We start from the raw sequence: 19,833 nt of genomic DNA on the forward strand, positions 1-19,833 counted from the left end.
CCTTCCGCGACAACGTCAAACGCCATCTCGGATCCGGCCGGTGGCCGCCGAGATGGCGTTCGAGGTTGGTGACTTCGGTGACTCAGTGCGCGAAGTGACGGGATCCGGTGAGGTACAGGGTCACTCCCGCGGCCCGAGCCAGGTCGACGGTGTCCTGGTCGCGGACTGAACCGCCCGGCTGCACGATGGCACGGATGCCCGCCGCGATGAGCTGTTGCGGACCGTCGGAGAACGGGAAGAAAGCGTCCGAGGCGGCGACCGAACCCTTGGCGCGGTCACCGGCCCGCTGCACGGCCAGACCCACCGCGTCGACCCGATTGACCTGTCCCATTCCGACACCGACCGAAGCGCCGTCATGTGCCAGCAGGATCGCGTTCGACTTCACGGCACGGCAAGCGCGCCAAGCGAATTCGAGATCCGCGAGGGTGTCGGCATCGGCGGCCTCGCCGGCCACCAGCGTCCAGTTCTCCGGATCGTCACCGGCCGCGTCCAGAATGTCGCGCTGCTGTAGCAGGGCGCCGCCGCTGATCGGACGCAACTCGGCTCCGGCCCGCTGCGGCGGCGCGGCGACCAGGATGCGCACGTTCTTCTTGCGCTGCAACACCTCTACCGCGCCATCGGCGTAGGACGGCGCGACGATCACCTCGGTGAAGATCTCGGCGACCTGTTCGGCCATCTCGACGGTGACCGTACGGTTCGCCGCGATCACCCCGCCGTACGCGCTGACCGGATCACACGCGTGCGCTTTGCGATGAGCCTCGGCGATATCGTCGCCTATCGCGATGCCACAGGGGTTGGCGTGCTTGATGATTGCGACCGTCGGGGCGGTGTGGTCGTGGGCGGCCCGCCAGGCCGCGTCCGCGTCGGTGTAGTTGTTGTACGACATTTCCTTGCCGTGCAACTGCTGTGCCTGCGCGAGTCCGACACCACCGTCATGGGTGTACAGCGCGGCGGCCTGATGCGGGTTCTCGCCGTAGCGCAACACCGCCGCCCGCTCCCAGGTGCCACCGAGCCAGCCGGGGAACTGGACGCCGGCGGGCGCGGGTGCGGCGGTGGCCGGAACCCGCACGCTGGTCATCCAGCTCGCGACCGCGACGTCATAGCTTGCGGTGTGCTGAAAAGCCTTGGCCGCCAACGCGGTCCGCTCGGCGAGGGTGAAGCCGCCGGACCCCACCGCAGCGAGTACGTCACCGTAGTCGCCGCTGTCGACGACGACGGCGACCGACGGATGGTTTTTGGCGGCGGCGCGCACCATGGACGGCCCGCCGATGTCGATCTGCTCGACACACTCGTCGTGGCTCGCGCCGGAGGCCACGGTCTCGGTGAACGGATACAGGTTCACCACGACCAGCTGGAATGCCTCGACCCCGAGCTCGACCAACTGGTCGACGTGCTCGGCCTTGCGGGTATCGGCGAGGATGCCCGCGTGCACCCGCGGATGCAGCGTCTTCACTCGGCCATCGAGAGTTTCGGGAAAACCGGTCAGGTCCTCGACCTTGGTGACCGGGATACCCGCGTCGGCGATCTTGCCTGCCGTCGACCCGGTCGACACCAGCTCGATGCCCGCGCCGTGCAGTCCGCTCGCGAGCTCGACGAGCCCGGTCTTGTCGTAGACGCTGACCAATGCCCGTTTAATCGTCTTGCGGTCACTCACCGGAGAACTCGCTCATCTGGGATAACTGCCTTTCGTCCGTCGGAGACAATGCCTCTGGTGGCGACGGCGGCGACAACCTCCGCCAACAACCGTCGCTCGACAATCTTGATGCGCTCATGCAGGGTGGCCTCGTCGTCGTCCTCGCGCACAACAACCGCCTCCTGCGCGAGGATCGGCCCGGTGTCGACGCCGGTATCGACCAGGTGCACCGTCGATCCGGTCACCCGTACGCCGTAGGCGAGCGCGTCCCGCACCCCGTGCGCACCCGGGAAAGCGGGTAGTAGCGCCGGATGGGTATTGATAATCCGGCCGCCGAAGCGGGCCATGAAGGTAGGGCCGAGAATCTTCATGAAGCCGGCCGAGACAATCAGATCGGGCTGATAGGCGGAGACGGCGTCGGTCAGCGCCACATCCCAGGCGGCGCGGTCCGGAAAGTCTTTCAACGCCACCCGGAAGCCCGGGATACCGGCGGCGGCGGCATGCTCGGTGGCCGCGCAGACCCGGTCGACGCCGACGGCGGCAATGGTCGCCGGATAGCCGGGCGCGGCGGCGGCGTCTATGAGCGCGCGCAATAGCGACCCGGTACCGGAGGCCAGCACGACGACGGTGGCCGGCGCCGTGGTGGGCACCCATTGAGCATGCGGGGACGTCAGCGCTCTACTCCTGCGTGTCGGTCGAAGCCGGTTCGGTCGAAAAGGCGAGGCGGTGCAACACCGCCGCTATAGAGCCTAACGACCGTCCACCGGGTCACTTTCGGGCAGGTCCGCCTCGACCACTTCGGCATCGACGATGTCGGGGATGGTGTCGCCGCTGGACGTAGAACCGGTCACCGCGAGAGCGGGCTGTTCCTCGACCAGTTCACCGTCGAGCTCCACCTCGAGGTCGGGACCGTGGTAGTCCTCGTAGTCGTCGTAATAGCCGTCGTCGTCGGCGTATTCGTCCTCTTCGTACTCGTCATCGGCATATTCGGCGTCGACGTATTCGTCATCGTGGGCGTCGTCCGCGTAGTCGTCGTCCTCTTCGTATTCGGTGACGGGCGCGCCTACCGGAACCAAGAACAAACGCGCGAACACCAGCCCCACATAGCCCGTGATCGCCAGCCACGCGAAAGTCACCACCGCGAAGACCGGCAGGTCGAGACCGACGTGCCCGAACGTGCCGAGGGCGCCGCCAGCGAACGCGCCGAGCACAGTGAGAATCACGGCGGCCAGACCGGCCGAGGTCAGTGTTGCCCACGGCGCGGTGATCCGATCCGACGAGGTCCGGGCACTGTCGATACCACCGAGCACCCCGACCGCCGCCGGAATCACCAACAATATCGGCCACCACCACGATGCGGGACCGGTCGGCAATGCCGCCAGCACCGGTACCGCCGGAATCGGCCCACCGACAACGGAAAACACCCCTACTGAGGCGTCGCCGAACTGCGCGCCGGAGCCGACAAGCACCCCGACCGCCTGGATCGCCACGTTCGGTAGATAGGCCAGCGAGAGCAGCGTCAGCCCGAGAACCCCGGCCACATCGCCCGCGGCCTGATAGCTGTCACCGATACGCGACCAATGCGCGAAGAACGACACGACGGTGACCGCAGTCGCGCCGACCAGCAGACGAAGCACCGCCCGGCCCGCGCCGAAGGTGCCCGAAATCGCCCAGCTGGGCATCCGGAGCAGGGTGAACACTCGCCGCCGGTTACGACTGGCGATCCCGCAGGCCGCAGCGACCAGATGCAGGCAGCCGACCCAGCCGAAGGCAACGAGGGTGTTCGGCGGCTGTAACGCGATAACGCCGGAGGCATCCTCGGCGACCGCCAGGCACACCGCGGTGATCAGCAGCGGACCGCCGAGTGCGGCGCCGAAGATCCATCCGAGATCGGCGCGGGAGCTATCGGGTTCGACCGCGCGGGCGCATTCGCGGCCGGTCAACCAGACCAGCAGGCCGGTCGGCAGCAGCGGCAGCAGGCCGAGTGAAGTCTTACCGATGACCAGCGGAACCTGGTGTACCGCAAGCCAACCCGCGGCGATCGCACCGGAGGCGCCAGCCAGATTACTGCCGGACGCAAGCAGAGTGGCGAGCACGATCACGATCACGGCGGTGAGCGCGAAGGCTGTCGGACGGGCGGCGACCAGTACCAGCACCCGGGCCCGCTCCGGGGTCAGGGAGAGAAATCCGGCGTCGTCGCCATCGCCAGGAGCCGGGTGCCCGCGTCGCGGCTTTTGCGTCGGGGTCGGTCCGGCGTTGCGCGACCGGTCCCGATCGACACCATACTGGCTGCGCGCCGAGGCATCCGGGGCGCCGCGGGACCTGGAGGCCCGGCGAACAAGGGAGGATCTCGGGGAGCTCATAGAAATTCAGCGTGGCAGCTCTCCCGGCACGAGCGGGTCAGGCGCGCCGCAAGGAATCGGGCGCTACGCGGGCCTCGCGCCCGCGCCGGAAGAGCGGCGAGACTTACTTGTTGTCGTCCGAAGGACGGAACGCCTGGGTGGCATCCGAGGCCGGATCCGAACCCTGTTCGGTACCGAAGGGCTGCCCCGGCTGGCCCGGCTGCCCGGACTGCGCGGGCTGGCCCTGACCGTAGCCCGGCGCACCATAGGGCTGGCCGGACTGCGCACCACCGAAGTGCTGGGTGGCGCTCTCATCCGGTCGCGGCTGCGCACCGCTGGCGGCGCCGTAAGGCGAACCCTGCTGTGCCGCACCGTAACCGGGCTGCTGTCCGTAGGGCTGCTGCTGGCCGTAACTCTGGCCCGGCTGACCCAGCCCTGGCTGGACCTGACCATAGGAGGGCTGCCCCTGACCGTAGGTCGGCTGCTGCGACTGGTACTGCGGCCCGGTCGCACTGCCGTAGCTCGGCTGCTGGCCGTAATTCTGACCCGGCTGACTCTGACCGTAGCCGGGCTGTCCCGGCTGGCCCTGACCGAACGCGGCCTGCTGGCCACCGAACAACGGCTGCTGCTGCGACTGTCCGTAACCGCCCTGACCGAAACCGCTCGGCGGGGCCTGCGGGGCTGCGGGCTTCGGGGCGGGCATGGTCAGGATTCCCGCCTCGAAAAGCACTGCGGCAATCGCGATGGCGGCCTGCACGAACGCGAGGAAGAGCACCACGTAGGCGCCCCACTTCAGCTGAACGTCATCGGACAGGTTGAACGACTGGAACACCAGCCCGAAGAATCCGGCAACCGAGGCCGCGGCCGCGGCGCCGGTCCAGCTCTGCTTGGGCAGCAGCGTCAAACCCGCGAGCAGGCCGCCGAGCAGCAGCAGCGCCAGCAGGCTGGTCAGCGGGACCTCGAACGAATTCGCGCTCTCGCCCGCGAGTTCGGCGCCGGTGAGCGGGTTGACCGCCTCCCGCGCACCGTAGGGCAGGAACCCGAGCAGGAAGTTGAGCACGCCGAGCACGGCGACACCCGCTACCAGATAGAACGACAGTCCTTTCGCGTCGGCGCCCGACGTACTCGACTCGGTGCCGGTACTACCCGCCGACTGGCCGAGGCTGGAAGGTGCGGAAGGTGTCGCGGGTGTGTTGTACCCGGAGCCCCCGGTCGGGTAGGACATGTCGTCGTCTCCTAGGTCGAGTCGTACGTTTCAGCAGAATCCCACTTGACGCTACTGCACTCACTGTCCCAGGTCATCCTTAACAAACCCCCCAGACAGGGTGAACCCGCCCCGACACGCCTGGTATAGCCGACAGTCCCGACTCCATAACGATTCGCCTGAGGACAACGGAAATACGACGAAGGCCGCCTCCTGAATGCTCGAGGAGGCGGCCTTCGCCGTCAGCCGGTGAATCAGGCGGTGATGCTTGCCGTTTCCAAGATTTCGCGCGCCAGCGCGGCAGTCTCGGACGGTGTCTTGCCGACCTTGACGCCTGCGGCTTCCAGTGCGTCCTTCTTGGCCTGGGCGGTACCGGCCGAACCGGATACGATGGCGCCCGCGTGGCCCATGGTCTTGCCCTCGGGTGCGGTGAAGCCCGCGACGTAGCCGACGACCGGCTTGGTGACGTTGGCCTTGATGTAAGCCGCGGCCCGCTCCTCGGCGTCGCCGCCGATCTCGCCGATCATCACGATCAGCTTGGTCTCCGGGTCCTTCTCGAACGCCTCGATGGCGTCGATGTGGGTGGTGCCGATGACCGGGTCGCCGCCGATGCCGATGGCGGTGGAGAAACCGAAGTCGCGCAGCTCGAACATCATCTGGTAGGTCAGAGTGCCGGACTTCGACACCAGACCGACCGGGCCCTTGCCGGTGATGTTGGCCGGGGTGATGCCGACCAGCGACTCACCGGGGGTGATGATGCCGGGGCAGTTCGGGCCGATGATCCGGGTCTTGTTGCCCTTCTCGACGTTGTAGGCCCACGCATACGCGGTGTCCTGCACCGGGATGCCCTCGGTGATGACCACCAGCAGCGGGATCTCCGCGTCGATGGCCTCGATGATGGCGTCCTTGGCGAACTTCGGCGGGACGAACGCGATGGAGACATCGGCGCCGGTTTCCTTGATGGCCTCGGCGACACCGCCGAACACCGGCAGCTCGACGGCGGAGCCGTCCTTGGCGGTATGCGCGACGGTGGTCCCCGCCTTGCGCGCGTTGACACCGCCGACGACCTGGGTGCCGGCCTTCAGCATCAGGGCGGTGTGCTTGGTGCCCTCGCCGCCGGTGATGCCCTGGACGATGACTTTCGAGTCCTTGTTCAGGAAGATAGACATTTCAGGTTTCCTTTACTTGGCCGCTGCCAGTTCGGCGGCCTTGTCGGCGCCTTCGTCCATTGTCTGCGCAAGAGTGATCAGCGGATGCGCGGCGCCGACGAGGATCTTGCGACCCTCCTCGACCTTGTTGCCGTCGAGACGGACGACCAGCGGCTTGTTCGCCTCGGCGCCAAGGATTTCCAGCGCCTTGACAATGCCGTTGGCAACCGCGTCACACGCGGTGATGCCACCGAAGACGTTCACGAACACGCTCTTGACCTGTGCGTCACCGAGGATGACATCGAGGCCGGCGGCCATGATCTCGGCCGAGGCGCCGCCACCGATGTCGAGGAAGTTCGCGGGCTTGACGCCGTTGTGGTTCTCACCGGCGTAGGCGACCACGTCGAGGGTGGACATGACCAGACCGGCGCCGTTGCCGATGATGCCGACCTCACCGTCGAGCTTGACGTAGTTGAGGTCGTTTTCCTTGGCCTTGAGCTCGAGCGGGTCGGTCGCGTCCTTGTCCGCGAACGCCTCGTGGTCCGGGTGGCGGAACGCAGCGTTCTCGTCGAGGGTGACCTTGCCGTCGAGGGCAAGGATCTCGTTGTCGGGGGTGCGGACGAGCGGGTTGACCTCCACCAGGGTGGCGTCTTCGCCGACGAACACCTCCCACAGCTTCTGGATGGTCACGGCCGCGGCGTCCAGCACATCGGCGGGAAGGTGGCCCTGCTCGGCGATCGAGCGGGCGAACGCGAGGTCGACACCCTCGACCGCGTCGACGGGAACCTTGGCCAGGCGCTCAGGCTTGGTCGCGGCGACCTCTTCGATCTCCATGCCGCCTTCGACCGAGCACATGGCCAGGTAGGTGCGGTTGGAACGATCGAGCAGGAAGGAGATGTAGTACTCCTCCGCGATGTCCTTGGCTTCGGCGACAAGGATCTTCTTGGTGATATGGCCCTTGATATCCAGGCCGAGGATGTTCTGCGCGTGCGTGGACGCGTCGTCCGGGGTGGCGGCGTACTTGACGCCACCTGCCTTACCACGACCACCGGCCTTGACCTGGGCCTTGATCATTACCGGCTTGCCGATTTCCTCCGCGATGGCGCGGGCTTCCTCGACCGTGTCCGTCACGCGGCCCTCGGACGAGGGCACTCCGTGCTTAACGAAGAGCTCCTTCGCCTGGTATTCGAAGAGATCCATGTACTCACCATCTCGTCTGCGTTGTTATGACAACGTCTTTGTTGGCGGCCCGACGTCGGAAGCGGGTCTGGTCGGACTCTAACCAGTCAGATGGACGGCCAAACGGCCACGTTCATCCTAAGTGGCGCAGGTCACGGGCCAATACTCAGGGTCAGAAAACCGCTGGCCAACACTACTGACAAGTAGCTTGTTGCGGTTTGCCAGGTAGGACCGCCGAACCCGGGAGGGATGCCGATCTACTACGAGCCGTCGTCGCATAGCCTCACCCGCATGCCCGTGGCGCAATGAGATATTCCCTGCCGTTACAGTGATCAATCTCATATGTTTGAAATGACACCGTGCAGCGCTTGCGGACCTCGCGATCGTTTCGTTACCGTCATGGCGGTCGATGTCACAGCACGGTCACGACTAGGAGGACGGCGAGCTTGACGCAGCACAGCACTCCACAGACGGAGAGCCGCTCCACAGATGATCCGTCAACGCCCCCTCCGGGTAGGCAATTCGGCACCACCAACTACTTCAGCTCTACGATGTGGCACAGCCGATGAACCATCGCTCGACCCTTCCACCCCATAGTCGCGCTCGCTCCGGACATCGTTATCGCTCCGATGCCGAGCCGTTCACGCCAGCGGCCGACTCCCGCTACGCGACACCCGCCGCCGGGCACGCCGGATACAACCTCCGCGACGATTCCCCGGCCACCAACGGCGCCTGGTCGCAGCCGGACGTTTCGCAGCAGAATTCCTGGTCGCAGCAGGATTCCTGGGCCGATGGCGGCGCCTGGGCATCCGACGATCCGTGGACGCCAGACGCGGACAACTCGTGGATGCCCGAGGACAACGACTCCTGGGGGCCGGACGCCGACAATTCCTGGGCATCCGATGACTGGGCATCCGATGACGACGCCCCCGATGACGACGCCCCCGAAACTCCCGCCACCCCGACCGTGATTCCGGCGCGCCGACGTGGCGCGCACCGGACACCCGCACCACCAACCGCCCTCAAGGGGCGCGCCGCGGTCGTCGCTGTGGCCGCGGGCGCCGTCGTAGCGGCCGGTCAGGCGGCTTTCGCCGCGCCCGAACAGCCCTCACAGGCCGTCGATTACGAGGCCGCGGGCCAGATCCATGAGATCGCGGCGCAGTCGGTCAGCGTTGCCGATACCAACACCACCCCGGACTCACCCCAGGTGCTCGATGTCTCGGTGCCGAACAACCTGGGTCAGTTCAACGACATTCTGCAAAAAGGCCAGAAGTACGCCAACGAGCTTGCCGCGCAGGAAGCCGCGAAGCTGCGCCCGCTGTTCACCAAGTTCGCCTCGGGCACGTTCACCTCCGGATACGGTGCTCGCTGGGGAGTGCAGCACCTCGGTATCGATGTCGCGGGCCCGATCGGAACGCCGATCGTCGCGGTCGCCGACGGTACCGTCCTCGAGGCCGGGCCGGCGTCCGGATTCGGCATGTGGGTGCGCCTGCTGCATGACGACGGCACCGTTACCGTCTACGGGCACATCGACACCGCCACGGTGTCACAGGGCCAGCGGGTGATTGCCGGTGATCAGATCGCCACCATCGGTAACCGTGGTTTCTCCACCGGCCCGCATTGCCATTTCGAGGTCTGGTTGAACGGCTCCGACAAGGTCGACCCGTTGCCTTGGCTGGCCAGCCGCGGTATCAGCCTCGGACCCCAGCGCGATTAGCCAAACCTCGACCACGGCCGACGAACCGCCTAGGTGATCAACGGCACGCTTCCCTGGGTGGGCTTGCGCGGATAGCTTCTGGGTATGGCTCGTACAACGACGTACACCCAATTCATCGCGCTACCAACCGAAGACGTGTGGCGGGTACTCGGCGACCTCTCGCGGTGGCCCGAATGGAATCCTGCGGTGTCCTCGGTGCGGCTACATGACGCTGTCGCCGTCGGCACCACCGGTGACTATGTGCCGCATAGCCGGGTTGTGGGGGCAATGCACAGGCGAACCGCGCCCCCTTTCGTGATTACCGTCCTCGTACCCGGTCGGGAGCTGACGTTGGAGCAGCCCGAACCGGCGGGGCTGATGCGAATGCGGTGGACGCTCACCCCACGCGAGGGCGGCACCGAGGTGACGCAACGACTCACCTTCACGGGCGCGTCCGCGCCGATCGCCAGGGCTGTGGTCGCTGCGCAGTTGGAGACCGACGTGCGAATGTGCTTCGCACGGCTGGCATTGCTCGCCGGGATTACCCCGGCGACATCCGCGCTGCACGCGGTGATCGCGGGCGGAACCGGCGCGCTCGGCAGGCAGGTCGCCGCCGACCTGACCTGCCGTGGCCACCGGGTGACCATCCTGGCGCGGCGGCGCGGCCAGGAAATTCCCTTCGCCCAGTTGGAGTGGGACGGCCGGACAGTGGGCGATTGGGTTGGGGCACTGAAGGATCGGTCACCCGAAGACCGGGGCCCGATCGCGCTGATCAACCTGGCGGGCAAACTGGTCGATTGCAGGCCGACTCAGCGCAATATCGACGAATTGCGACGCAGCCGAGTGGATTCGACTCGTGCCCTGGTCGCCGCCGCCGCGACCCTTGATGGTCCGATCGACTACTGGGTCCAGGCCAGTACCACCGCGATCTGGTCGGACGCGGGCGAAACCCGATGCACAGAAACAACTCCGCTGCCGGTTGGGTTGCCCCAGATGACCGGCGTCGCCGAACCGTGGGAGCGGGCATTCGACCCTGCTTACGCCACGCATTCGACGATCCTGCGCACCTCTATCGTCCTCGATCCCCAGGCTCCCGCATTGAAGCGGCTCAGCCAGCTCACCAAGGCCGGTCTCGGCGGCCGCGTCGGTAGTGGCCAACAGTGGTTCAGCTGGATCCACGTCGAGGACTGGCTCGCCGTTGTTCGCGCCACACTCGGTCTGGACCCGCAGGTCACGCTGCCGACCGGAATCGTGGTGGCCGCCACCGATTTCCCGGTCCGCAACCGCGATCTGATGGGCGCCCTGCGCAGACACCTGCACCGCCCACCGTCCCCTCCGACGCCCGCGCCCCTCCTCGCGCTCGGCGCCGTGCTCTTACGCTCCGACCCAGCCCTCGGCCTCAGCGGCCGACACGCGACCTCAACGGTGCTGCGCGAGGCCGGATTCCGCTTCCGCTACCCCACCCTTGACGAAGCCCTGACAGATCTCCTGCCACAACAAGACCCCCCAGCCCAACTCACCCACACCACCTGCCGGCAACACACCCGGCCCCGGCCCCGGCCCCGGCCCCGGCCCGAAGCAGCAAGCCAGCACATGGGTAACTCACCGGGTACGGGCTAACTCCCCCACCGCCCCACCGCCGGACGCCGGCGTAACGATCACCGCACCTCAGCCCGGCCTGAATACGCGGAAAGGCGGAGGAGTGAGGCGGACCAGCCTCGGTTCAGAGTTTCACCAGGGTCCGGCTGTATTGCGGGATCAGGCGGATTTTTCCGGCGGTACCGAAATCGATGGTGACCGTGGCCAGTGGGCCGAAGCCTTCGGCGGCGACGACGCGGCCGAGCCCGTATTTGTCGTCGCTGACCCGATCGCCCACGGCGAGTACGAGGTTGGTGTTGTTGCGGGTGGCTCCGCCAGGGGCCGGGCGGCGTTGGCCACGATCACGGACGCCGGGGCGCTGTTGGTTCCAGCCGTCGCCGCGGGTCCAGTCTCGTTCCATACCGTCGTCATCGCCGCGGCGGCGGATGCTTCGTGTCAGCGGGGAGCCGCTCGGTTCCAGTCGCTTCCAGTCGATGAGATGGCTCGGAATCTCTTGCAGGAAGCGGGATTCCGGGTTCGAGACGGGCTGGCCCCAGCCGGATCGGACCACCGCGCGGGTCAGGTACAGCCGACGACGCGCACGGGTGATACCGACGTAGGCGAGGCGGCGTTCTTCGGCCAGTTCCGTGGGATCGCCGAGCGCTCGCATGTGCGGGAACTGTCCATCCTCCCAGCCGGTCACGAACACGACCGGGAACTCGAGCCCCTTGGCGGTGTGCAAGGTCATCATCGTGACCACCCCGGCGCCCTCGTCCGGGATCTGATCGGTGTCGGCGACCAGCGAGACCCGCTCCAGGAAGGCCGCGAGGGAACCGGGCTCGGGTTCGCCGTCGGCCGCCTCCGGGACCAGCCCCTCTTCCCTGGCGGCTGCCGCGTTATTGTGCGCCTCCGAGCTGAATTCGCGTGCGACGCTGACCAGTTCGTTCAGGTTGTCCAGACGCGCGCCGTCCTGTGGGTCATCGGATGCCTCCAGTTCGGCACGGTAGCCGGTGCGTTCCAGCACAGCATCGACGACATTGCCGACATCCGGGAAATCGAGTTCCTCCTGCACGCCCGCCGCCCGGATCTCCTCCAGCAAGTCGAGGAACCCGGCGATCGCCCGGTGCGCGCGGGTATTCAGCAGCGCGACCTTGCCCGCGGCGGCATCGCGCAGCGCGGCGGCGAAACCGATATCGCGCTGCTCGGCATGCACCGCTACGCAGGCCTCCGCGCGATCACCGATACCGCGGCGCGGGGTGTTGAGGATCCGGCGCATGCTCACCGCGTCGTCGGGATTCGCCAGCACCCGCAGGTAGGCGACGATGTCGCGCACTTCCTTGCGCTCATAGAAGCGAACGCCGCCGACTACCTTGTACGGCAGCCCCATCCGGATGAAGATTTCCTCCAGCGCCCGCGAGTTGTTGTTGGTGCGATAGAACACCGCGACATCGCCGTAAGTGGCCTCCTTGGCATCGACCAGCCGGTCGATCTCGCGAGCCACGAACGACGCCTCGTCGTGTTCGTTGTCGGCGACGTAGCCGGTGATCAGGTCACCCTCGCCGGAATCGGTCCACAGCCGTTTATCCCGACGGTTCTCGTTGCGGGAGATCACCGCGTTGGCGGCGGAGAGGATGTGCTGGGTGGAACGGTAATTCTGTTCCAGCAGAATGGTTTCGGCATCGGGGAAGTCGCGTTCGAATTCCTCGATATTGCGGATGGTCGCGCCACGGAAGGCGTAGATGGACTGGTCCGCGTCGCCGACCACACACAGCTCGCTCGGGGCCACCGCGTCCGAATCCGGCTCCGCCTCGTCCGCAGCGGCATGGTGCCCAACGAGTTCGCGGACCAGGATGTACTGCGCGTGGTTGGTGTCCTGATATTCGTCGACCATCACGTGCCGGAACCGGCGCCGGTAATATTCGGCGACCTGCGGGTGATTTTGCAGTAGCGCGACCGTCTCACCGATCAGATCGTCGAAGTCCAGCGCGTTCGCCGCGCGCAACCGCCGCTGATATTCGGTATAGACGCGGGCGACGAGACCCGGCAGTTCGGTCTCGTCGGATTCGGCATCGGCGGTGGCTTTGGCCGGTTCGATGAGCTCATTCTTGAGATTCGAGATGGCCGTCGCCAACAATCGCGCCGAGTATTTCTTCGTATCGATTTCGAAGTCCCGGCTGATCATGGTGAGCAGTCGCCGCGAGTCGTCGGCGTCGTAGATCGAGAAATTCGAATTCAGGCCGGGCAGCAGCGCTGCCTGCATACGCAGGATCCGCACACAACTGGAGTGGAAGGTCGAAACCCACATGTTGTTGGCGCGCGGGCCGACCAGCCCGATCACCCGCTCCCGCATCTCCGCAGCAGCCTTATTGGTGAAGGTGATGGCAAGGATCTGCCCCGGCGTCGCCCCGCGCGCGGCGAGTAGGTAGGCGATGCGTTTGGTCAGCACGGCGGTCTTTCCCGAGCCCGCGCCCGCCACGATCAACAGCGGCGCTCCAGTGTGCACGACCGCGGCACGCTGTTGCGGGTTGAGCCCATCGAGCAGCCGCTCGCCCTCCTCGGCACGGCGCTGCTCGCGTTCCAGACGACGTTGCTGCGCGGACTGCGCCATATCCGCCGCTCGACCATCGTCGACCTGCGGTTTCTCAGCTGAGTCCTGGTGCCGAGTCTGCCCGGCCTGCATCTGGGGAGCCACCGTGATGTCCATCGTCCATCAACGCTACCGGCGGCCACCGACAGAGATGAAGTCCGCGCTCGCTTCGATGTCGCTTCGGTGTCGGTTCGTGGTCGGGCGGGCGAACGTCGAGTGAACCGCCACAGCGTGCCGCGACGGCAAACCTGTGTGATCCTTCTCAGCAGATTCACAAATAGAAGTGTTTTGCATTGTTTCGAACGCGTGGCAGACTGGCCACATGATCTGCGCTCCAAAGATGCACCCGATTCGGCTACCGGCCGGATATCGGGATCGCAGACCTTGTCACTGAGCGCACCTGCCGGGGGATAATGCGAGAGACCAGGTCTTTTGCACGGTGAAAGAACCGATCGGTAACGAGCAGGACGCACGAGCCGATCCAGGTTCTGACACGAGGAGATGAATGATGAGCACGCCTTCCACGACGACCGGATCCGACTCGGCTCTCCCGCACTCCGAGGCGGAGATCGAGAAGCTCCGCAAGGAGATCGACCAGCTCGACGCGGAAATCCTCGCCGCTATCAAGCGCCGCACCGAGGTATCGCGAATTATCGGTCGCACGCGTATGGCCTCTGGCGGCACTCGTCTCGTACACAGTCGTGAGATGAAGGTGCTCGAGCGCTTCAGCGAACTCGGCCAGGAGGGCCACACCCTCGCAATGCTGCTGCTGCGCTTGGGGCGCGGCCGGCTCGGTCGCTGACGCGTCTCGCCCAGGCCGCCGATCGCGGCCGACGAACTTCGTGCGGCGATCGTAAGACCACCGCACCTCCCAAAGGCCGCCCCGGGTGTTCACACCCCCGGGGCGGTCGTTTCGACTCTCAGTTGAGCGCGATGTACTTGGTGGACAAGTACTCCTCGATCCCCTCGGTGCCGCCCTCGCGGCCGAAGCCGGACGCCTTGACGCCACCGAACGGTGCCGCCGGATCGGAGATCACGCCGCGATTGACGCCGACCATGCCGGTTTCCAGGCCCTCGGCGATGCGCAGTGCCCGGTCCAGATCGCGGGTGTAGACGTAGCTGACCAGTCCAAATTCGGTGTCATTCGCGGCGGCTAGGCCCTGCTCCTCGGTCTCGAAGCCGACGATCGGGGCGACCGGACCGAAGACCTCCTCGCGCAGAATCCTGGCGTGCGGCGGCACGTCGCTCAGAATGGTCGCGGGGTAGAACCAGCCCGGCCCACTCGGGGCTTTTCCGCCGAGACGTAGCCGCGCGCCCGCCGAAACCGCGTCCTCGACCAGCTCGCTCACGATATCGAGCTGGTCCTCGCTGATGAGCGGGCCCAGCGTGGTGGCGGGGTCGGTGCCCGGCCCGAGCGCGACGGTGCTCGACATCGCCTCGACCAGTTTGGTGGTGAACTCCTCGAGCACACCGTTCTGGACGTGGAAACGGTTTGCCGCCGTGCAGGCTTCGCCGCCGTTACGTAGCTTCGCGAGCATGGCGCCCTGCACGGCGGCGTCGATATCGGCATCGTCGAAAACGACGAACGGCGCGTTGCCACCGAGCTCCATGGAGGTACGCAACAGTCCACCAGCCGCCTTCTGCACGAGTGTCTTACCGACCTCGGTGGAACCGGTGAAGGTGAGCTTGCGCAGTCGCGGATCGTCCAGCAGCGGTTGGGTTACCGCGCCCGAATGGCTCGAGGTAATCACCGACAGCACACCGTCGGGCAAACCGGCCGCACTGCACAGCTTCGCGAGCAGCAGCATGGTCAGCGGGGTGGCCGAGGCGGGTTTGACGATCATTGTGCACCCGGCCGCAAGCGCGGGACCGATCTTGCGAGTGCCCATGGCCAGTGGGAAATTCCAGGGCGTGATCGCCAGACACGGCCCGACCGGCTGCTTGTGCACCATGATCCGTCCGGTCCCCGACGGCGCGTGTAGGTAGCGGCCATGCACTCGCACGGCCTCCTCGCTGAACCAGCGGAAGAACTCCGCGCCGTAACGGACCTCATTTCGACTCTCGGGCAGTGCCTTTCCCATTTCCAGGGTCATCAGCAGGGCGAATTCCTCGGCTCGTGCGGTTATCGCCTCGAATACCGCGCGCAGTATCTCGCCGCGTTCGCGCGATGATGTCGCCGCCCACTGCTCCTGCACGGCGACGGCGGCGTCGAGCGCGCGCACCGCGTCTTCCGGCATCGCGTCGGCGACTCGCGTCAGCACCTCCCCCGTCGCCGGATTGTGCACCTCGAAGGTGCCGCCCCCGGTGGCATCGACGGGTCCGCCGATCCACAACTGCGTCGGTATGGATTGAAGTAGTTCGCGTTCGGACATCATGTGGCCAGACTAGGCCGAGCGCACGGCACCTACACCAGGTCGCCGAGAAAACCGCCTGCACTCGGCTACCGATGGGCATCGGTAGCGGACCGCTCGGTACCCGCCGAAGTTTCCGGTCCTTTCCAGCGCACGCGAACAAGTGCTTGTACTCTCGGCGGATGTGAGCAGCGACATCACCGCATCGGCGGCATGGGGGAAACTGCACGATCATTACAGCGCGATCGCCGAGCGAGAGCTGCGTGAGCTCTTCGCCGAGGACCCCGACCGTGGACGTGAGCTGACCATCCAGGTGGCGGACCTACACATCGACTACAGCAAGCATCGCCTCACGCGGGAAACCATCGGTCTGCTCGTCGATTTGGCGCGCGAAGCGGGTGTCGCCGAACGTCGCGACGCGATGCTGGGCGGCGAGCACATCAATACCTCGGAGAACCGAGCGGTCGAACACATCGCGCTTCGCCTGCCCGCCGGGGATTCGCTGCTGGTCGACGGTGCCGACGTCGTTGTCGAGGTGCACGAGGTGCTGGCACGGATGGGCGAATTCACCGATTCGCTGCGTTCGGGCCGCTGGCGCGGCGCGACCGGCGAACCGATCACCGCTGTGGTCAATATCGGTATCGGCGGATCCGATCTCGGGCCGGATATGGTGTATCGCGCGTTGCGCCACTACGTGGACGCGGGCATCACCGCGCGCTTCGTCTCGAATGTCGATCCGGCCGATCTGGTCGCGACACTCGACGGGCTCGACCCCGCGACGACGCTGTTCATCGTTGCCTCCAAGACGTTTTCGACGCTGGAGACGCTGACCAACGCCACCGCCGCGCGCCGCTGGCTGGTGGCCGCACTCGGTGACGACGCGGTTGCCAAACACTTCGTCGCGGTGTCGACGAATGCCGAAAGGGTCGCCGAATTCGGTATCGACACCGCGAATATGTTCGGCTTCTGGGATTGGGTCGGTGGCCGCTATTCGGTGGGCTCGGCCATCGGCCTTTCGGTGATGGCGACGATCGGCAAGGAGCGGTTCGGTGAGTTCCTGGCCGGAATGCACGCTGTGGACCGGCATTTCGCGACCGCGCCACTGGAGTCGAACGGCCCGGTGCTGCTCGGCCTGCTCGGCATCTGGTATTCGAACTTCTTCGGCGCGCAGTCGCGTGCGGTGCTGCCCTATTCGAATGATCTGGCCCGTTTTCCCGCCTACTTGCAGCAGTTGACGATGGAGTCGAACGGCAAATCGGTGCGCGCCGACGGCACTGCGGTGAACACCTCGACGGGCGAAATCTTCTGGGGCGAACCGGGAACCAATGGCCAGCACGCCTTCTACCAACTGCTGCACCAGGGCACCCGGCTGATTCCCGCGGACTTCATCGGATTCGCCCGCCCCACCGACGATCTGCCGACCCGCGACGGCACCGGCAGCATGCACGACATCCTGATGAGCAATCTGTTCGCGCAGACGAAGGTGCTGGCGTTCGGCAAGACCGCCGAGGAGATCACCGCCGAGGGCACCGATCCGAAGGTGGTGCCGCACAAGGTGATGCCGGGCAATCGGCCGAGCACCACGATCCTCGCCCCACAGCTCACGCCATCGACGGTCGGTCAGCTGATCGCCCTGTATGAGCATCAGGTTTTCGTCGAGGGCACCATCTGGGGCATCGACAGCTTCGACCAGTGGGGTGTCGAACTCGGCAAACAGCAGGCACTCGAGTTGGCGTCGCTGCTCACCGGCGCGCAAGATCCTGGGCCGCAATTGGATTCCTCTACCGACGCCCTGATCCACTGGTATCGCGCCAACCGCTGACGGGATGTTTCGGCACGACCGGCCCTCAGTCGCGCTCGCCGCTTTTCGCAGCCGCCGATTCCACTCTCCGGGTGACACTCGTGCTGACCACCGCGATCAGGGTGCCGATGACGACCAGGTCGAAAACAACCTGCACCATGGTGGCGATCCGCGCCGCCTGCCCGACCGCGTGCACATCGCCGTATCCGACGGTGCCGAGGGTGACGATCGTGTAATACAACGCGTCGGTTCGCGTGCTGAGCCCGTCGAACTGCCCGGGGCTCCGCTGCTCGAGTAGGTAGTAGTACAGCGCGAAGAACGTCACGGCGACGCACAGCGCGAACAACACCCCCTCGACGCGGCCACTCGCAGCCTGCGGGTCGGCCATATACCTGCTCACTCGCCACCACGTCAGCCAGCTCAATCCGGCCACACCTGCCGCGAAGGCGACCAGGCCGATGAGCTTGCCCGCCCAGTTATGCCCCATTTCGAACCCGAGCGGCAGTCCGTAGTAGAACAGCAGCGCACACACGAGGGTGGCCAAGTTGCGCAGGCCGCGGACGCGGCCGGAGACTGGCGCAATACTCTTCATCCGTCCATGATCGTGCCGCCGAACGCACCCGGCGGCAGCACTCGCCGAGCTATTGGCAGAAACGTCCGATCTGCATCCGGTGGGTTCATTGCGCGATGGCGTGATACCGCCCGTTGTATGCCTGGAGTACGAGATCGGCGCGGCTCTTCGTCGCGGCGATGAGATCGGCATTGGGCAGGTCACTCTGCCGTGTTTTGGCCTTGGCGGCGGCGAGCGTCATGCCGCCGCGAATGTGTCTGCGCACCAATCGTTTCTCGATGACGTTCCGGTCGGCGTCCAGGTACCAGCACTCGTCCAGTAACTTCCGGATCCCGGACCACGAGCCGGATCGGAGGTCGTCGAGCAGTAGGTAGTTGCCCTCGGTGATGGCGATGGTGTGCCGATCGAAGATCACCCCGGACGGTGTCGGCTCCTCGATGGCGCGGTCGAAGGTCGGCCAGGCGACCGGCTCGCCGACCGGAGTGCTCCGCAGCCGGCTCAATGTCTCGAGATATCCGGAAACGTCGAAGGTGTCCGGTCCGCCTTTGCGCGCAAGCTTTCCCGAGGCCCGTAATACCGCATTCGACAGGTGGAAGCCGTCCATGGGCGCGATCTCGGCGATGACCGAACCGGCGTGCGCATTCAGCGCATCCCGAATCCCGACCGACAACCGGGATTTCCCCGCTGCGGGTGGACCGGCTATGCCGAGCACATATCGCCTGCCGCACACCGCTGCATTCAGCACCCGCTCGACGAGTCTGCTCATCGGCATAACAACGGTCGCGTCGGTCATCGCTGAACTTTAACCACGCCGGTACGCGGCATCTTCGCTTTCGCAACGCTTATCTCACCAGTGCGAATGTCGGGGCATGTGCGAGCTTCCCACTGGAGGTGAGTCCGAGCAGGACTCCCGCCCGTGTTCCCCTCCTAAACTGGGCAAATGGTGCAGCCAACTCCCTGGCAAGCGGGCAAACCCCAGAACGAAGAGGCAGCTGCGCCTAGCCGCACCGGAGGTCGCCCCCTCCAACGTCGGATAGCAATGGCGAAGGTCCTGGCCGCGCTGGCGAACTCGTTCGGCGGGAGGTTCCGAGGCAGTTGGGGCTACCTGTTCGCCGCGGCCGGAAACATCATCACATTCTTCCTGTTGTTCCAGCCGTGGATCCATGCTGCCGCGAGGGACGGCAAGATCGACGCCACCCCCTTTGGGAGACTGCACGTCACCTCCACCCTCGTTAGTCTCTGGTCCGGATCGCCGCCGCCCGCGGCACGGATCAACGGCATGTGGGCCATCCTCGCCAGCATCGCCGTCACCGTCACTGTCTGCACTGTGGTGGTCAACCTTCGGGCACGCAACAACGTGCTTTGTCGTTTGGCGACAGGATCTTCGGTGGCGTTAGCGATTTTTGTAGCCGCCGCGATCGTCCATATGAACGGCAAGGCGCCCGACGTGCGACGCATGCTCTCGGCCGGATCCACTCGGGATCTGGGTACCCAGGCCGGGCTACTGCTGCGCTGGGCCTCTGGCAACGGCAGCTACCCACTGCCCGGCGTGCACCAAGTTTCATACAGCACCGCCGGTCTCACTACTTATGCGTGGGTCACGGGCGCGATAGCGGTGGCTTCCGCGATCGCTGCTGTCGCCCAGTTGACGCGTGAACGCACAACAGGATCCATCCGCCTATCGTGGCGCTCACCCATCGTGACGTCGCGGCCGTCTCCGCCCGACCACGCCAACTGACGCAG

Annotated in this window: 15 protein-coding genes; 5 read left to right on the forward strand and 10 right to left on the reverse strand. The window is 66.0% G+C overall.

The window, feature by feature from the left end; translation table 11 throughout:
- Nucleotides 1-82: 82 nt before the first annotated feature.
- From purH to sucC, 6 genes are all read right to left on the reverse strand, one after another.
- Complete coding sequence (purH, locus tag LKE06_RS02755) at nucleotides 83-1,654, reverse strand: bifunctional phosphoribosylaminoimidazolecarboxamide formyltransferase/IMP cyclohydrolase (protein WP_227996919.1); 1,572 nt, start codon at nucleotides 1,652-1,654, stop codon at nucleotides 83-85.
- The gene (gene purN, locus LKE06_RS02760; protein WP_227996920.1) at nucleotides 1,651-2,283 is read right to left on the reverse strand and encodes a phosphoribosylglycinamide formyltransferase; all 633 of its coding nucleotides are present in this window, start codon (nucleotides 2,281-2,283) and stop codon (nucleotides 1,651-1,653) included. The genes purH and purN overlap by 4 nt, the downstream gene beginning before the upstream one ends.
- Nucleotides 2,284-2,382: 99 nt before the next feature.
- Nucleotides 2,383-3,996 carry a cell division protein PerM gene (locus LKE06_RS02765; RefSeq protein ID WP_227996922.1) on the reverse strand — a complete coding sequence of 538 codons (1,614 nt, stop codon included), beginning with the start codon at nucleotides 3,994-3,996 and terminating at the stop codon, nucleotides 2,383-2,385.
- A gap of 103 nt (nucleotides 3,997-4,099) precedes the next feature.
- Nucleotides 4,100-5,200, reverse strand: a complete 1,101-nt coding sequence (locus LKE06_RS02770; protein WP_227996924.1) for a DUF5336 domain-containing protein — start codon at nucleotides 5,198-5,200, stop codon at nucleotides 4,100-4,102.
- A 233-nt stretch (nucleotides 5,201-5,433) separates the two neighbouring features.
- The gene (sucD, locus tag LKE06_RS02775; RefSeq protein ID WP_227996926.1) at nucleotides 5,434-6,348 is read right to left on the reverse strand and encodes a succinate--CoA ligase subunit alpha; all 915 of its coding nucleotides are present in this window, start codon (nucleotides 6,346-6,348) and stop codon (nucleotides 5,434-5,436) included.
- Between the two features lie 12 nt (nucleotides 6,349-6,360).
- The gene (gene sucC, locus LKE06_RS02780) at nucleotides 6,361-7,527 is read right to left on the reverse strand and encodes an ADP-forming succinate--CoA ligase subunit beta (RefSeq protein WP_227996928.1); all 1,167 of its coding nucleotides are present in this window, start codon (nucleotides 7,525-7,527) and stop codon (nucleotides 6,361-6,363) included.
- A gap of 544 nt (nucleotides 7,528-8,071) precedes the next feature.
- Between sucC and LKE06_RS02785 the strand changes: the two genes are divergently transcribed.
- Together LKE06_RS02785 and LKE06_RS02790 are read left to right on the forward strand one after the other, a co-directional pair.
- A complete protein-coding gene (locus LKE06_RS02785; protein WP_227996930.1) occupies nucleotides 8,072-9,223 on the forward strand; it encodes a M23 family metallopeptidase in 1,152 nt (383 codons plus the stop codon).
- Between the two features lie 84 nt (nucleotides 9,224-9,307).
- Nucleotides 9,308-10,822 (forward strand): DUF1731 domain-containing protein, encoded by a 1,515-nt coding sequence (locus LKE06_RS02790; RefSeq protein WP_227996932.1) that lies wholly within the window; start codon nucleotides 9,308-9,310, stop codon nucleotides 10,820-10,822.
- 103 nt (nucleotides 10,823-10,925) lie between these two features.
- Here LKE06_RS02790 and pcrA read toward each other — a convergent pair whose 3' ends face one another.
- Nucleotides 10,926-13,388, reverse strand: coding sequence for a DNA helicase PcrA (gene pcrA, locus LKE06_RS02795; protein WP_372477342.1), 2,463 nt, complete (start codon nucleotides 13,386-13,388; stop codon nucleotides 10,926-10,928).
- 487 nt (nucleotides 13,389-13,875) lie between these two features.
- On the opposite strand from pcrA, the gene LKE06_RS02800 reads away from it, so the two are divergent.
- The gene (locus LKE06_RS02800; RefSeq protein WP_227996935.1) at nucleotides 13,876-14,169 is read left to right on the forward strand and encodes a chorismate mutase; all 294 of its coding nucleotides are present in this window, start codon (nucleotides 13,876-13,878) and stop codon (nucleotides 14,167-14,169) included.
- A gap of 118 nt (nucleotides 14,170-14,287) precedes the next feature.
- On the opposite strand, the gene LKE06_RS02805 is transcribed toward LKE06_RS02800, so the two are convergent.
- Nucleotides 14,288-15,742, reverse strand: a complete 1,455-nt coding sequence (locus LKE06_RS02805; RefSeq protein WP_227996937.1) for an NAD-dependent succinate-semialdehyde dehydrogenase — start codon at nucleotides 15,740-15,742, stop codon at nucleotides 14,288-14,290.
- 160 nt (nucleotides 15,743-15,902) lie between these two features.
- On the opposite strand from LKE06_RS02805, the gene pgi reads away from it, so the two are divergent.
- Nucleotides 15,903-17,540: a glucose-6-phosphate isomerase gene (gene pgi / locus LKE06_RS02810; protein WP_227996939.1), complete on the forward strand. Its 1,638-nt coding sequence runs from the start codon at nucleotides 15,903-15,905 to the stop codon at nucleotides 17,538-17,540.
- A gap of 25 nt (nucleotides 17,541-17,565) precedes the next feature.
- On the opposite strand, the gene LKE06_RS02815 is transcribed toward pgi, so the two are convergent.
- The gene (locus LKE06_RS02815) at nucleotides 17,566-18,111 is read right to left on the reverse strand and encodes a potassium channel family protein (protein WP_227996940.1); all 546 of its coding nucleotides are present in this window, start codon (nucleotides 18,109-18,111) and stop codon (nucleotides 17,566-17,568) included.
- Nucleotides 18,112-18,196: 85 nt separating this feature from the next.
- Nucleotides 18,197-18,883 (reverse strand): nucleoside/nucleotide kinase family protein, encoded by a 687-nt coding sequence (locus LKE06_RS02820; protein WP_227996942.1) that lies wholly within the window; start codon nucleotides 18,881-18,883, stop codon nucleotides 18,197-18,199.
- A gap of 246 nt (nucleotides 18,884-19,129) precedes the next feature.
- Between LKE06_RS02820 and LKE06_RS02825 the strand changes: the two genes are divergently transcribed.
- Complete coding sequence (locus LKE06_RS02825) at nucleotides 19,130-19,828, forward strand: hypothetical protein (protein ID WP_227996944.1); 699 nt, start codon at nucleotides 19,130-19,132, stop codon at nucleotides 19,826-19,828.
- Nucleotides 19,829-19,833 lie beyond the last annotated feature (5 nt).

Source organism: Nocardia australiensis, from assembly GCF_020733705.1.
Taxonomy (GTDB): Bacteria; Actinomycetota; Actinomycetes; order Mycobacteriales; family Mycobacteriaceae; genus Nocardia; species Nocardia australiensis.

Coding starts and splice junctions, on each gene's coding strand:
- sucD (WP_227996926.1), bottom strand. CDS start 6,348: ATGTCTATCTTCCTGAACAAGGACTCGAAAGTCATCGTCCAGGGCATC.
- LKE06_RS02765 (WP_227996922.1), bottom strand. CDS start 3,996: ATGAGCTCCCCGAGATCCTCCCTTGTTCGCCGGGCCTCCAGGTCCCGC.
- LKE06_RS02785 (WP_227996930.1), top strand. CDS start 8,072: ATGAACCATCGCTCGACCCTTCCACCCCATAGTCGCGCTCGCTCCGGA.
- LKE06_RS02820 (WP_227996942.1), bottom strand. CDS start 18,883: ATGACCGACGCGACCGTTGTTATGCCGATGAGCAGACTCGTCGAGCGG.
- LKE06_RS02770 (WP_227996924.1), bottom strand. CDS start 5,200: ATGTCCTACCCGACCGGGGGCTCCGGGTACAACACACCCGCGACACCT.
- LKE06_RS02815 (WP_227996940.1), bottom strand. CDS start 18,111: ATGAAGAGTATTGCGCCAGTCTCCGGCCGCGTCCGCGGCCTGCGCAAC.
- pcrA (WP_372477342.1), bottom strand. CDS start 13,388: ATGGCGCAGTCCGCGCAGCAACGTCGTCTGGAACGCGAGCAGCGCCGT.
- LKE06_RS02805 (WP_227996937.1), bottom strand. CDS start 15,742: ATGATGTCCGAACGCGAACTACTTCAATCCATACCGACGCAGTTGTGG.
- LKE06_RS02790 (WP_227996932.1), top strand. CDS start 9,308: ATGGCTCGTACAACGACGTACACCCAATTCATCGCGCTACCAACCGAA.
- sucC (WP_227996928.1), bottom strand. CDS start 7,527: ATGGATCTCTTCGAATACCAGGCGAAGGAGCTCTTCGTTAAGCACGGA.
- LKE06_RS02800 (WP_227996935.1), top strand. CDS start 13,876: ATGAGCACGCCTTCCACGACGACCGGATCCGACTCGGCTCTCCCGCAC.
- LKE06_RS02825 (WP_227996944.1), top strand. CDS start 19,130: ATGGCGAAGGTCCTGGCCGCGCTGGCGAACTCGTTCGGCGGGAGGTTC.